This window comes from Variovorax sp. WDL1, assembly GCF_001541225.1.
Lineage (GTDB): Bacteria > Pseudomonadota > Gammaproteobacteria > Burkholderiales > Burkholderiaceae_C > Variovorax.
On record NZ_LMTS01000096.1, the window covers coordinates 15,057 to 26,702 of the forward strand.

Here is an 11,646-nt window from a genome sequence, read left to right on the forward strand (position 1 = left end):
CCGCGCTGCAGAGCAATCTCCGAGCCTGGGAGCAACCATCTTGAACTTCAAGAAGCAAAACTACGCGCGCTTCAAAGTGCCACCGCTTTCCGAGCAAGCCATGCGTGAATTTGGCACCTTGGCATTCGACCCTCATGCGGGAGGCAAGCAGCGCTATCGGCGCTTCTCCCAGTTCAAGATTCGATTCGAGAGCGGTGAATGGCGTACCGAACTTCTGCCCCACCGCCCCTTCATCCAGTCGAAGACCTATAACGGCGTCGTGGGTGGAGTCGAGCGCAAGTTCGAGCCAATCCGCTTCGATCCGACACCACAGGTCGCTGCAGGCGCGCTCGCGGCACGACTCGATGTCAATCAGATCTACCAGATCAACGTGCACCAGGTTCGTGTCGTCACCGACCACAGCATCAAAGGCGTGACAGTTCCGGAAGGACCGCATCGCGACGGGCACGACTTTGTCATGAATGCGATCTTCGCGCGGCACAACATCATCGGGGGTGTGAGCCAGCTCATGCCCACGGGCGGAGGCCCCTGCTTCTTCGAGGAAATCCTGGGCGAGAACGAAGCCATCATCATGGCCGACGACAAGATGTGGCACAACGCAACGCATATTCTGCCGGCGAGCGATGAGGGCGGGCATCGGGACATCATGATCATTTCGTTCAATGCCTGGGAGCGTCGCCGCTATGGCGAGGAATTCGAGCGAAACCACGGCGCGATCCACATTGACGATCCAGTCCCTGCATGACCATGCCGCCGGAAGATCCGAAACCCGGCAGCGTCATCGGCAAGCGGTCGCTCACGGCCTTGCTGTGGATGATCAATCTGTCGTCCATCTCGGCCAGCGTGCTGGTCTACATCTTTCTTGCGCACCACGCATTGCGCGAACTCGACAGTCTGCTGGTTTCCGAGTTCGTGCTGTTTGCGCCCATGGTGGTTCCGGTGATCCTGGCGTTCCAGTTGAGCAGCCTGGCTGCCCGACTCGAGGTGCGCATGCTGCTGCGACTCACCAACGCGCTGGGCGCGGCAGCATGCCTGGTACTCTTTCTGTTCTCCACCTTGAACACCTGGGTCATCCTGATCGGGGCCACCGTGGTCGGAGCACTGGACGCGATCCAGCGCGTGGCCCGCATCGTCGTCATCAAGCAGTATTTCTCGACTGACGAGCTCAAGTTCACTGTGCCTCTTACATTGACGGCACAGTTCATTGCGGGCGCAGTGGCGGGCGCCATCATGGCATTCTTCCCGAGCCAGATGACTGCAGGCGCCACGGCAACCGCCACCATATCTCTGTTCGCAGGTGCCGCACTCTGCACCTTCCTGCTGCCCCCCTCGGCAGGTGAAGCGCCCCACGGGCAAGCCGGCTCCTTCCGCCTGGCCAACGGCCTCCAGCTTTTGCGGGAGTTGCCCGCGCTGCGCCGAAGTCTGGTGAGTTTTGTCTTGCTGGGCTCCTTCTTCCAGGGCTTCTACAACATCTCCCGGGTGGCGTTGCCTGCTTACCATCTCGGCCTTTCGCAGCAATACGTGGGCCTTCTTCAAATCGTCGCCAGCCTGGCTGCAGTGGCGGGTGCGCTGTACTTCTACTTCATGAGCAGGCGAGGCGCGGCGTTCGACCTGCGCTACATCTACCCGGCTTGCGCGGCTGCAATGTTCGCAGCCTGCATCGGACGAAGCTGGCCTGAAAGTTATCCGCTGTACTTCGCCTACTTCTTTCTGTTTGAGCTTGCGTTCTTTCGGCTGCAGGCGGACATCATGGCGGCAGCACCGAAACACCAGATGCCGATGGTGGCCGCGCTCCAGTACGCACTGGTCTACGCCGGCATGATGCTGGCCATCTTCGTTGGCGCCTTCACTGTCAAATGGTTCGGGTTGGCGGCAACGGCGGCCCTCTTCGCGGCGGGCTTCGGTGCGGCCCAGTTCGTCCGGTGGCGGGCCGCCAGTCGCGTTTCTCTGTACGCCGCACCTCCTGAAAGAATCCGATGATCCAACGGCACGTCGTTTTCGTGGACAGCACGCTGGCCGGCCTGTTGGCGTTCAAGACTGCCAAGGATCTCGACTGCCGAGTCACTTTTGTCGAGCCGCAGGACACCTCGTTCCTGGCGATCTCGACCAAGGATCGGGATCGCATCACGCCTTATCTCGTCTACGTAGATCGGCATGTGGTCTTGCCGACGGTCGCGGACGGCCGCCTGGTGGACGAGTTGAGGAAGATTGCCGAGGCACAGCCGATCGACGCACTGATCACGACCTCGGAAGCCGCAATCCTGCCGGTAGCGCAGGCGGCGCAGACGCTGGGCCTCCCCGCGCCCGATGCAGAGGCGTTGCAGGACGCCATTTTCAAGGACCGGTGTCGCCGGAAGCTCGCCGAGGCGGGACTGCGCTCTCCGCGTCATCAGGTGTTGTCGGAGGCAGATTTGCTGGCCGACCGGGGACGCATCATCCGTCCGCCACTTGTCGTCAAGCCCACCCGGGGATTCGGGAAACAGTTCTCCGCGGTGTGCAAGACTGAAGCTGAATTTGTTGCTTTCGTCGCCACGCTGAACGCTGCCCGCAAGCAATCGGACCCGATGATCAACCTGATCGTCAACAACAACTACATCCTCGAAGAGTACGTCACAGGCTCCTTGCATTCGTCCGAGGTGATCGTGAAGGACGGGCAAGTGCGGTGCTATGCCACCACCACTCGCTACCGGTCACAGCACAATGATCTGCTTGAGATGGGCTACTCCATGCCCTCGGGGCTGGAGGGGCACAAGCTCGCGAGGCTCGAGCAGTATGTCCGCGATGTATTCAGATGCCTGGCCCTGGACTTCGGGCTATACCACGTCGAGACCCTGTATACGGACGAGGGTCCGTGCCTGGTGGAGATCAATGCCCGCATGATGGGTGGCGTCGGCCCGCAGGTGTATCAAGCGCTTTCGGACCGTGATGCGTTCGAACTATTACTCCGCCTCTACCTCGCCGAAGATGTTGCGGTCGACCAGGAGGCCATCCGCGGCGCGGCGACCGTGGTGCTGGTTGGCGCGAAGAATGAAGGCGTTGTGTCCGGGAACTTCATGCAGGAAGAACTCGATGCCCTCTTGCATCGCTACGGCATTTCGTTCTGCACACTCAGATTGACGCCCGGGATGCCGCTGCGACGCTTCGAAAGCAATCTTTCAGCGCTTGGGCATGTGATCGTGCATGGCGCCAATCCACATTCGTCAGCGCTGAAAGGTGATGAATTTCTGCGAGAGCTGGACGTCGTGCTCGGCGTGGAGTTGGCCAAGTACATCGAAGAGACATCGAAGCCTCTCGCGCAGCCCTCCGCGCATCTTGGTCACCGCTGTAGAAGCCCCGTGAGCTGAAGCCTTCTCAGCTGCCCTTGCACAATGAGGGACGCGGGCCCTGCAACAGATCCAGCACCATGGCACGAGCGATTGCTCCCGAAAGGTTGCCCGCGTCCAGTTTGCTCGTGGCATTCTTCAGATGGAACCTGACGGTTGAAAGGGAGATACCGAGGATCAGCGCAATGTCCTTTCCAGTCTTGCCGTCGGCAGCCCATCGCAGGATCTCGACCTCTCGTTCAGTCAAAGCGGCCCGCATCTCCCCGATCAGCCTGGAGCGGAATGCATGCAGCATCAGCCGATGAGCGCATTCGGTGAGCATGCGCAGCTCCCGCTCCTTCGACGCCAACTCGACAGTCCCCAAGGTTTCACCGGAACGGGAGAGCGTGAGCATGCTGACGATGCCCAATCCATCGCGACACGACTGGGCCCACCCCACCCTCAAGCCGAACGATTGGGCTTCGTCCCAGAACTCTTTCGCTGGCTGGAACAAGGAGTCACTCCAGATCACTGGCCGTTGTGATGCGGTGCAGTGGGCAACGGAAGGATCGATGGCATGGTAGCTGTTGTCGATGTATCTCTGCCACCATTCGTGCGGGTAGCTGTTGAGAACGCTGATGCGGGGGTTCGTCAAGGGAAGCGGAAACCGGATGCCGATGGAGCAGCACTCGAATTCGAAAGCCCGCGCGGCGCTCGAAAGCCATGTCAGGATTTCCGCGTCGCTCCACGGTCCATGGTCAGGCTGCGGAAAATCGAACTGCCACTTCCCCATTCGGGCCTCCTTGCTTTATGGAGGCATCTTAGGGCAGCGCAGCCCCGTCAACTGGACACGCGCCCCAGCTGCAGCTCCCGCAGCCGCTTCACGTCCCGTGCCGGCGGCGAGCCGAAGAAGCGGCTGTACTCGCGGTTGAACTGCGACTGGCTCTCGTAGCCTACGCGATGCCCGGCAGTGGCGGCGTCCACGTTCTCGCCGATCATGATGCGCCTTGCCTCCTGCAGGCGCAGCTGCTTCTGGAACTGCAGCGGGCTCATGGCCGTGACCGCCTTGAAGTGGTGGTGCAGCGAGGACACGCTCATGTGGACCTCTTCGGCGAGGACCTCGATACGCAGCGGCTCCTGGAAGCGCCGCGAGAGCACGCTGATGGCCTGGGTGATGCGCTGGCTGTGGCTGTCCACCATCGCCATCTGGGCCAGGCGCCAGCCATCGGGCGACCTCAGCAGCCGGTACAGGATCTCGCGAATGACCAGCGGCGCCAGCGCCGGAACGTCCTCGGGCGACGCCAGCAGCTTGACGAGGCGCAGCACCGGGTCGAGCACGGCGGTGGACAGCTCGCCGGTGTAGATCCCGCGGGGCGAGACGCGCGCGGGAGCCGCATTGCCGAACCTGAACTCCAGCGCCGCGGCGGCGATGTCCTTGACGTCGAAGCTCAGCTTCAGGCCCAGGTACGGCGCATCCGGCGAGGCATCGATCACCTGGCCGGACACGGGCAGGTTCTGCGCGACCACCAGGTACTGGCCACTGTCGTAGACATAGACCTCGTCGGCCAGCAGCACACGCTTGCTGCCCTGCGCGAGCACGCAGAAGGCCGGCTCGTGCACCACATGCGCCGGATGCTGCATGTGCGAGACCCGTGCGAGCAGAAAGCGGGGAACCGCAGTCTGATAGAGGCCGTCCACGCCGCCGGTGAGCCGGTCGATCTGCGCGGCAAGCTCGGCCCGCATCATGGTGACCTGCAACTGCTCCGAGGACCGGTCGTCGTGCGGCGCTTTCTGGATGGATGTCAGCATGCGCGGAAGCTTAAGCAGCTCGCCGCCGTTTGTCTCGAAAGAGGCTGACGCGTTGCAGGATCGTGCAAACATGCGCAACGATCCTGCAAGCCGCTTCGGGCCCGCGCGCTACTGCCCCACGCGCAGCATGCCGCCGAGCACCCGGTGCTTGGATTGCTCGATGTGCGCCATCATGTGCTTCAGCGCGCCTTCGGCGTCTTGGTCGGCCAGGGCGCGAAGGAACTCGAGGTGCTCGCGCATGGCAGGCACGACCTGCACCGGGCGCATCGAATCCGCGTCGTAGCGGATCAGGCGGACGTGCAGGCTGTTGACGCGATAGATCTCCGACAGGATCTCGTTGCCGATGGCGTCGACCATGGTGTCGTGCAGTCCCCAGTCGACCGCCTGCGAGTCCTTCTCGAGCGCATCGTCTGGCCGAGGCTGCAGGGCGCGCTCGAGGATCGCCTCGTGGTCCGCGATGAGGCGGGCGATGGTCTCGGCACTGGCAACGCGCGCGAAGTTCAGCACGGCTTCCCGCTCCACCATCGCACGGACCTGCCAGGCGTTGCGGATCAGCTTCATGTCCACGGTGGCGATCTGCAGGCCGCGCTTGGGGACCGCCTTGATGAGCCCGGCCGCCTCAAGCCTGGGCACCAGCTCGCGCACGGCGGCCAGCGGCATCTCGAGCAGTTGCATCAACTCGCGCTGGGAGACGAATTGCCCGGGCCGGATTCGCGCATCGATGATCTGCTGGCGAAACCCCTGGTAGGCCCGGTTCCGTTGCGTGACTGGCTCAGGCTCGGCGGCCCGGCGCGCAGCCGCCTTCTGCAACTCTGGCAACGCGATGGCGGAGGTGTTCATCCCCCGGATGGTACGGGCAAACATCTCTTCGCGATCGACTGATGCACGAGCTAGGGTTATTACTAGAATCCATCTGACATGTTAGTCGGGTTATAGTTCGGTGCAAGCAAGGGGTCACGGCGCGCTGCTCATCGCCTGCCGCCATTGCCACACCTTCCACCACCGCAAACCTGGAGCTTTTTTCATGGGTCTTGATCTCTCGGGCGTCATTCCGCCGCTCGTCACGCCTTTCACCGCTGCCGGCGACATCGACGAAGCCGCCTTCCGCAGGGTCATCCGCTTCAACCTGGACAAGAAGGTGCACGGCCTCTGCCCCGGCGGCAGCAGCGGCGAAGGCCATACGCTCACGATCGACGAGTTCAAGCGCCTCCTGGAAATCACCGCGGAGGAAGTCGCGGGCGCCGTGCCGATCGTCGCCGGCATCATTTCCAACAGCACGCGCGACGCGATCAACCGCGCCAAGGCGATCTCGCACCTGCCCATCGCGGCGCTGCAGGTCACGCCCGTGCACTACCTCTTCAAGCCCGACGAGGACGCGACCTTCCGCCATTTCAAGGCGCTGACGGAGGCCGTGGACATCCCGGTCATCATCTACAACGTCGTGCCCTGGAACTACCTGAACCCGGCGCAGATGATCCGGCTCATGAAGGAGCTGCCCGGCGTGCAGGGCATCAAGCAGAGCCAGGGTGACCTGAAGCTCATGGCCGACCTGCTCCTGGGCGTGCCCCAGGGCTGCAAGGTCTTCTCCGCAGTGGATGCGCTGCTGTACTCGTCGTTCGCGCTGGGCGCGCACGGCACGATCGCCGCGACCCCGGCCGCGCTGCCGGGCGTGTGCGTCGCGCTCTGGAATGCCGTGCAGGCGGGCGACCATGCCAAGGCCCTGGAGATGCACAAGTCGATGCTGGCGTTCTGGAACGCGATCGTGGCCGACAACCTGCCTGCGAACCTGAAGACCTCGATCACGCTGCAAGGCTGCAACGCAGGCCTGCCGCGCGCCCCGATGCCACCCACGAGCGAGGCGCAGCTCAACAGCATCAAGAGCGCGCTCGACCAGGTCCTGCGCTTCGAAAACTGATGCGCGACCCAAGTTCCCTCAACACAGCTATCGGAGACAGGCAAACATCATGAACATTCAACGTCGCAAACTGCTGAATCTCGGCGCGGCCGCCGCCGCGGGCAGCCTCCTGGGCACGAGCGCGTGGGCGCAGGCTTTCCCGGCCAAGCCGGTCACGCTCGTCGTGCCGTTCGCGCCGGGCGGCAACACCGACATCGTCGCTCGCACGGTGGCGGTCGCGCTTGGCAAGGTGCTGGGCCAATCGGTGATCGTGGACAACCGCGCCGGCGCGGGCGGCTCGATCGGCGCGATGCAGGTCGCACGCGCCGCGGCCGACGGCTACACGCTGCTGCTGTGCGGGGCCGGCGTCATCGTGACCGTGCCGGAGATGGTCAAGACCAGCTACAGTCGGTCGAGCTTCGCGCCGATCGGGCTGGTGAACAAGAGCTCCATGGTGCTGCTGGCGCGCAAGAACGAGAGCCGCTTCAAGAACTTCAAGGAGCTCGCCGCCTATGCACGCTCGGGCGAGGGCAAGCTGGTCGCGGCCCACTCCGGGCCGGGCACGCCGAACCACCTCGCGCTGCTGCAGCTGGAGAGCCTGCTCAAGACCAAGTTCACCGTCGTCAGCTACAAGGGTTCCGGCCCGGCGCTGGTCGACCTGATCGGCGGCCAGGTCGACGTGCACTTCGACCAGGTGACGAGTTCGCTCCAGCATGTGAAGGCCGGCACGCTGCAGGCGCTGGCGGTCCTCGGCCCGACGCAAGACCCCTCGCTGCCCGGTGTGCAGACGGTGGCCGAGCAGGGTTTCGGCGAGCTCGATGGCACCACCTACGTCGGCGTGCTGGCGCCCAGCGGGACGCCGAAGGACCTGCAGGACAAGCTCGCCGCCGCGCTCGCCCAGGCCGTCAAGGACCCGCAGACGGTCCACAGTGCCCGGGAGCTCGGCAGCGTCGCCTTCTCGAGCACTCCCCAGGAATTCGCGCGCATCCTGGACGCCGAGTACGCGCTGGCCACCCAGGCCACCAAGGACGGCCGGCTCAAGGTGGACTGAACCGTGAAGAAGATCCTCAACGATCCCGACGCCTATGTCGACGAGATGCTCGACGGCCTGTGCCTGGCCCACCCCGAGCTGCAGCGCCGCGGCGATGGCGCACGCGTGGTCGTGCGCAGCGGGGGACCGATCAACGGCAAGGTCGGCATCGTGACGGGCGGCGGCTCGGGCCATCTGCCCGTCTTTCTCGGCTATGTCGGCGAGGGCCTGCTGGACAGCTGCGCCGTCGGCAACGTGTTCGCGGGGCCACGCATGGACGACTGCATCGAGGCGATGCGCGCGGCCGACGGCGGCGCCGGCGTGCTGCAGCTGTACGGGAACTACGGCGGCGACCGCATGAACTTCGACATGGCGGCCGAGATGCTGGAGCTCGAAGGCATGGAGGTGGCTTCGGTGCGCGTCACGGACGACGTGGCGAGCGCACCCGGCTCGCAGCGCGACAAGCGCCGCGGCGTGGCCGGGCTGGTGCTCGTCTACAAGGTGACGGGCGCGAAGGCAGCCACGCGCGCCACGCTCGACCAGGTCGCCGCATTGGCGCGCAAGGCCAACGACGCATGCCGCTCGATCGGCGTGGCGCTCACGCCTTGCGTCGTGCCCGAGTCGGGCCGGGCCTCCTTCGCCATCGGCGACGAGGAGATCGAATTCGGCATGGGCATCCATGGCGAGCCCGGGATCTGGCGCGGCCCACTCAAGCAGGCGGACGCACTCGCGGACGAGATGCTCTCGCACCTGCTGCCCGAGCTCGACCTCGCGACCGGCGATCGCGTTGCTGTACTGGTGAACAGCCTCGGCGCCACGCCGGCGGAAGAGCTCTACATCGTGTACCGCCGCGTCGCGGCCGTGCTCGCCGAGCGCGGTGTCGCGATCGTCCGGCCGCTGGTGGGCCGCTATGCCACCTCGATGGAAATGGCCGGCGCTTCGCTCAGCGTGATGAAGCTCGATGCCGAGCTGGAGGCGCTGTGGACCGCCCCGGCCGAATGTCCCTTCTGGAGGGTGCGTTGATGCTCGACGCAGCGCGACTCGCGGCCGCCCTGCCCCGCTGGTGCGCCGGCATGCACGCGGCCGCGCCCGAACTCAATGCGCTCGACGGCCGCCTCGGCGACGCAGACCTCGGTGCCACGCTCGACAAGTGCGCGTCCCAGGTCGAAGCGGCACTGCCCGAGCTGCCTGACAGCCTCGAGGGCATTTTCAGGCGCTGCGCCCAGGCGAGCGCCAAGGCATCCGGCTCGAGCTTCGGCACGCTGCTGACCGTGGCTCTCATGACTTGCGCCAGGCGCTGCGCGGGGGTGGATACGCTCGACCGGGCGGACCTCGCCGCCTTGTTGACGGAGGTCGTTTCGGCGCTCGCCGCGCGCGGCGGCGCAAGCCTGGGCGACAAGACCGTGCTCGACGGCCTGCATGCCGTCGCCACGGCCCTCGCGTCGTCTCCGGAGGACGCCGATGCACGCCGTGTGGCCAGTGTTGCATCGCGTGCTGCACTGGACGCCTTTCGAGGCAAGCCGAACCGCATCGGACGCGCACGCATGTTCGCCGACAAGACCATGGGACTCGACGATCCCGGCATGGTGGCCCTGCAGCGCATGGTCGAAAGCCTGTGACGGCGGGCCGCCCCCACGGCGGTCATTGATCGGCTCTCGCAACGAGTCCGTTGCGAAGCACATTCGCTCGGAGAATTGCCGTTTCCGGGACATCCAGTTTTGCAGGGCTCGTCAATAAGATTAAAGTCGAGTCTTCTTCACATCCTGGAATTCAAATCCAATGACTCAGAGTTACGAGCAGATTCAGAAGCAGATCGAGAGTCTCCAGCGTCAGGCTGAAAAGCTTCGCGTGCGAGAAATCGATGAAGTTGTCGCCCGTATCAAGGTCGCCATCAAGCACTATGGGCTCAGCGCCGCGCAACTGGGCTTTGGCGCTGCACCCGATGGTGCAAGAAGAAAGGCGAACAAGGCAGCCGCCTCCCTCCGCGCAGCGAAATACAGCGATGGCCAGGGCAATTCGTGGTCAGGCATGGGCAAGCGGCCAGGCTGGCTGCGCAATGCACTCGACGCCGGCAGGACACTCGATGAATTCGCAACGCAAGCGCCCTCCCTGGATACAGGTGGCGGCAAGCGCAAGGCGGCAAAGAAGCGCAAGGCGAAGATTGCCTACAAGGACGATGCCGGGCATACGTGGTCCGGCATGGGCCCGAAGCCTCGCTGGTTGAAAGAGGCGCTGGACGCAGGGAAGACACTCGAGGAAATGCAAGCCTGACGAAGGATTTGCCCGCACGTCCTGGCCACACATGCTGCGCCTCTATGACAGCCGCTTTTCCGGCAACTGCTGGAAAGTCCGCATCCTGCTGAACCAGCTCGGTATCCCGTTCGAGCGGGTCACGCTCGATCTCGCCAAAGGGGAAGCCGCGGACGAGACGTTCCAGCAGAAGAGCCGCTTTGCGCGCGTTCCGGCGCTCGAGCTCGAGGACGGCCGGACACTGGTCGAATCGGCAGCCATCCTGCTCTACCTTGCGGAGGGCACCCGATTCATCCCTGAGGAGCCGTTCCTGCGCGCGGAAGTGCTGGGCTGGCTGTTCTATGAGCAGGCGGATCTTCAGAAGCCGATCGCGACACCACGCGTCTTTCACCTGAGGGGGCTGGCCGCCGACAAGGCGGAAGACATCGCCCGCTTCCAGAAGGATGGCAACGCTGCACTCGGGAAACTCGAGCAATGGCTCGACCAGCACACCTGGCTGGTCGGCGAGCGGTACACGCTCGCCGACCTGGCAGTCTCATGCTATGTGTCGCTGGCCGGGCAAGGCGGCTACGACATGGCCCGGTACCCGGCCATCCAGGCGTGGACGAGCCGCGTGAGCGAGCAACCCGGCTGGGTTGCGCTGCTGAACGGCGAATGAGCCGCACGGCCGCTCCGAAGGCGAATAGCACCGCAGCCGAAGGCAAAGCTACTCCAATGAGCCGCGCTTCTCAGGCGGCAGAGTCGACGCTCGACCCGCCCCGCAGCGCCCTTGCGACCGTGGCGACGCGCCGCCCCTGGAAGCGCGCCACGTCGAGGTGCTCGGCATCGGGCTCGACGGTGTCGAGCTTCGAGACATGCGTTGCACCATAGGGCGTGCCCGCCTTGAACATCGCGGCATCGGCATAGCCGAGCGGAACAATGATCAGGCCCAGGTGCGCCATCGGCGTATACATCGACAACAGGGTCGACTCGTTGCCGCCGTGCAGCGACGAGGTCGCGCCGAAGGCCGAGCCCACCTTGCCGTTGAGTTTGCCCTGGAACCACAGCCCTCCGAGCCCGTCGATGTAGGCCTTTAGCTCCGAGGAGATGGACCCGAAGCGCGTCGGCGTACCCAGGACGATCGCATCGGCCCATTCGGCATCTGCCTCCGCGGGTGCCTCGTAGCGTGCGTTCATCTTCTCCGCACGCTCGACCCAGCCGGGCGACTGCTGCATGACCGCGGGACTGACCAGTTCGCGTGCCCGGCGCAGCCGCACCTCGGCACCCTCGCCTGCCGCGCCTTCGGCGATCGCCCTGGCCAGCAGCTCGGTCGAGCTGTTGCGCGAGTAGAAGGCGACCAGGACCTTGGGTTTGAAGATCGT

General features: G+C 64.6%; 13 protein-coding genes. 9 read left to right on the top strand and 4 right to left on the bottom strand.

Translation table 11 applies throughout. The features are described 5' to 3' along the window. Nucleotides 1-40 precede the first annotated feature (40 nt). Genes APY03_RS13645 through APY03_RS13655 form a run of 3 tightly spaced genes read left to right on the top strand, consistent with a single transcriptional unit; the run spans nucleotide 41 to nucleotide 3,344 of the window. Nucleotides 41-745, top strand: a complete 705-nt coding sequence (locus tag APY03_RS13645) for a 2OG-Fe dioxygenase family protein (RefSeq protein WP_232081232.1) — start codon at nucleotides 41-43, stop codon at nucleotides 743-745. Next, on the top strand, nucleotides 742-1,980 hold the full coding sequence (locus APY03_RS13650; protein ID WP_083944336.1) for an MFS transporter: 1,239 nt from the start codon (nucleotides 742-744) through the stop codon (nucleotides 1,978-1,980). Before APY03_RS13645 ends, APY03_RS13650 begins: the two co-directional genes overlap by 4 nt. Continuing rightward, on the top strand, nucleotides 1,977-3,344 hold the full coding sequence (locus APY03_RS13655; RefSeq protein WP_068677689.1) for an ATP-grasp domain-containing protein: 1,368 nt from the start codon (nucleotides 1,977-1,979) through the stop codon (nucleotides 3,342-3,344). Before APY03_RS13650 ends, APY03_RS13655 begins: the two co-directional genes overlap by 4 nt. Nucleotides 3,345-3,351: 7 nt before the next feature. On the opposite strand, the gene APY03_RS13660 is transcribed toward APY03_RS13655, so the two are convergent. From APY03_RS13660 to APY03_RS13670, 3 genes are all read right to left on the bottom strand, one after another. Next, nucleotides 3,352-4,095 carry an autoinducer binding domain-containing protein gene (locus APY03_RS13660; protein WP_068677691.1) on the bottom strand — a complete coding sequence of 248 codons (744 nt, stop codon included), beginning with the start codon at nucleotides 4,093-4,095 and terminating at the stop codon, nucleotides 3,352-3,354. A gap of 47 nt (nucleotides 4,096-4,142) precedes the next feature. Beyond that, the gene (locus APY03_RS13665; RefSeq protein ID WP_083944355.1) at nucleotides 4,143-5,111 is read right to left on the bottom strand and encodes an AraC family transcriptional regulator; all 969 of its coding nucleotides are present in this window, start codon (nucleotides 5,109-5,111) and stop codon (nucleotides 4,143-4,145) included. Nucleotides 5,112-5,219: 108 nt separating this feature from the next. Further along, nucleotides 5,220-5,951 carry a GntR family transcriptional regulator gene (locus tag APY03_RS13670; RefSeq protein ID WP_083944337.1) on the bottom strand — a complete coding sequence of 244 codons (732 nt, stop codon included), beginning with the start codon at nucleotides 5,949-5,951 and terminating at the stop codon, nucleotides 5,220-5,222. A gap of 184 nt (nucleotides 5,952-6,135) precedes the next feature. On the opposite strand from APY03_RS13670, the gene APY03_RS13675 reads away from it, so the two are divergent. The 6 genes from APY03_RS13675 (at nucleotide 6,136) to APY03_RS13700 (ending at nucleotide 10,943) form a co-directional block, all read left to right on the top strand. After that, nucleotides 6,136-7,026: a dihydrodipicolinate synthase family protein gene (locus tag APY03_RS13675; protein WP_068677693.1), complete on the top strand. Its 891-nt coding sequence runs from the start codon at nucleotides 6,136-6,138 to the stop codon at nucleotides 7,024-7,026. A 49-nt stretch (nucleotides 7,027-7,075) separates the two neighbouring features. Continuing rightward, a complete protein-coding gene (locus APY03_RS13680) occupies nucleotides 7,076-8,056 on the top strand; it encodes a Bug family tripartite tricarboxylate transporter substrate binding protein (RefSeq protein ID WP_068677695.1) in 981 nt (326 codons plus the stop codon). Between the two features lie 3 nt (nucleotides 8,057-8,059). Then, entirely contained in the window at nucleotides 8,060-9,058 is a 999-nt protein-coding gene (locus APY03_RS13685) for a dihydroxyacetone kinase subunit DhaK (RefSeq protein ID WP_068677697.1), read from the top strand. Further along, entirely contained in the window at nucleotides 9,034-9,654 is a 621-nt protein-coding gene (locus tag APY03_RS13690; protein ID WP_083944338.1) for a dihydroxyacetone kinase subunit L, read from the top strand. The genes APY03_RS13685 and APY03_RS13690 overlap by 25 nt, the downstream gene beginning before the upstream one ends. Before the next feature lie 160 nt (nucleotides 9,655-9,814). After that, complete coding sequence (locus APY03_RS40205; RefSeq protein ID WP_068677700.1) at nucleotides 9,815-10,306, top strand: H-NS family nucleoid-associated regulatory protein; 492 nt, start codon at nucleotides 9,815-9,817, stop codon at nucleotides 10,304-10,306. A 31-nt stretch (nucleotides 10,307-10,337) separates the two neighbouring features. After that, nucleotides 10,338-10,943, top strand: a complete 606-nt coding sequence (locus APY03_RS13700) for a glutathione S-transferase family protein (protein WP_068677702.1) — start codon at nucleotides 10,338-10,340, stop codon at nucleotides 10,941-10,943. 70 nt (nucleotides 10,944-11,013) lie between these two features. Here APY03_RS13700 and wrbA read toward each other — a convergent pair whose 3' ends face one another. After that, nucleotides 11,014-11,643, bottom strand: a complete 630-nt coding sequence (gene wrbA / locus APY03_RS13705) for an NAD(P)H:quinone oxidoreductase (RefSeq protein WP_068677873.1) — start codon at nucleotides 11,641-11,643, stop codon at nucleotides 11,014-11,016. Nucleotides 11,644-11,646 lie beyond the last annotated feature (3 nt).

Coding starts and splice junctions, on each gene's coding strand:
- APY03_RS13680 (WP_068677695.1), top strand. CDS start 7,076: ATGAACATTCAACGTCGCAAACTGCTGAATCTCGGCGCGGCCGCCGCC.
- APY03_RS13690 (WP_083944338.1), top strand. CDS start 9,034: ATGTCCCTTCTGGAGGGTGCGTTGATGCTCGACGCAGCGCGACTCGCG.
- APY03_RS13675 (WP_068677693.1), top strand. CDS start 6,136: ATGGGTCTTGATCTCTCGGGCGTCATTCCGCCGCTCGTCACGCCTTTC.
- APY03_RS13670 (WP_083944337.1), bottom strand. CDS start 5,951: ATGAACACCTCCGCCATCGCGTTGCCAGAGTTGCAGAAGGCGGCTGCG.
- APY03_RS13650 (WP_083944336.1), top strand. CDS start 742: ATGACCATGCCGCCGGAAGATCCGAAACCCGGCAGCGTCATCGGCAAG.
- APY03_RS13660 (WP_068677691.1), bottom strand. CDS start 4,095: ATGGGGAAGTGGCAGTTCGATTTTCCGCAGCCTGACCATGGACCGTGG.
- APY03_RS13665 (WP_083944355.1), bottom strand. CDS start 5,111: ATGCTGACATCCATCCAGAAAGCGCCGCACGACGACCGGTCCTCGGAG.
- APY03_RS13700 (WP_068677702.1), top strand. CDS start 10,338: ATGCTGCGCCTCTATGACAGCCGCTTTTCCGGCAACTGCTGGAAAGTC.
- APY03_RS13655 (WP_068677689.1), top strand. CDS start 1,977: ATGATCCAACGGCACGTCGTTTTCGTGGACAGCACGCTGGCCGGCCTG.
- APY03_RS40205 (WP_068677700.1), top strand. CDS start 9,815: ATGACTCAGAGTTACGAGCAGATTCAGAAGCAGATCGAGAGTCTCCAG.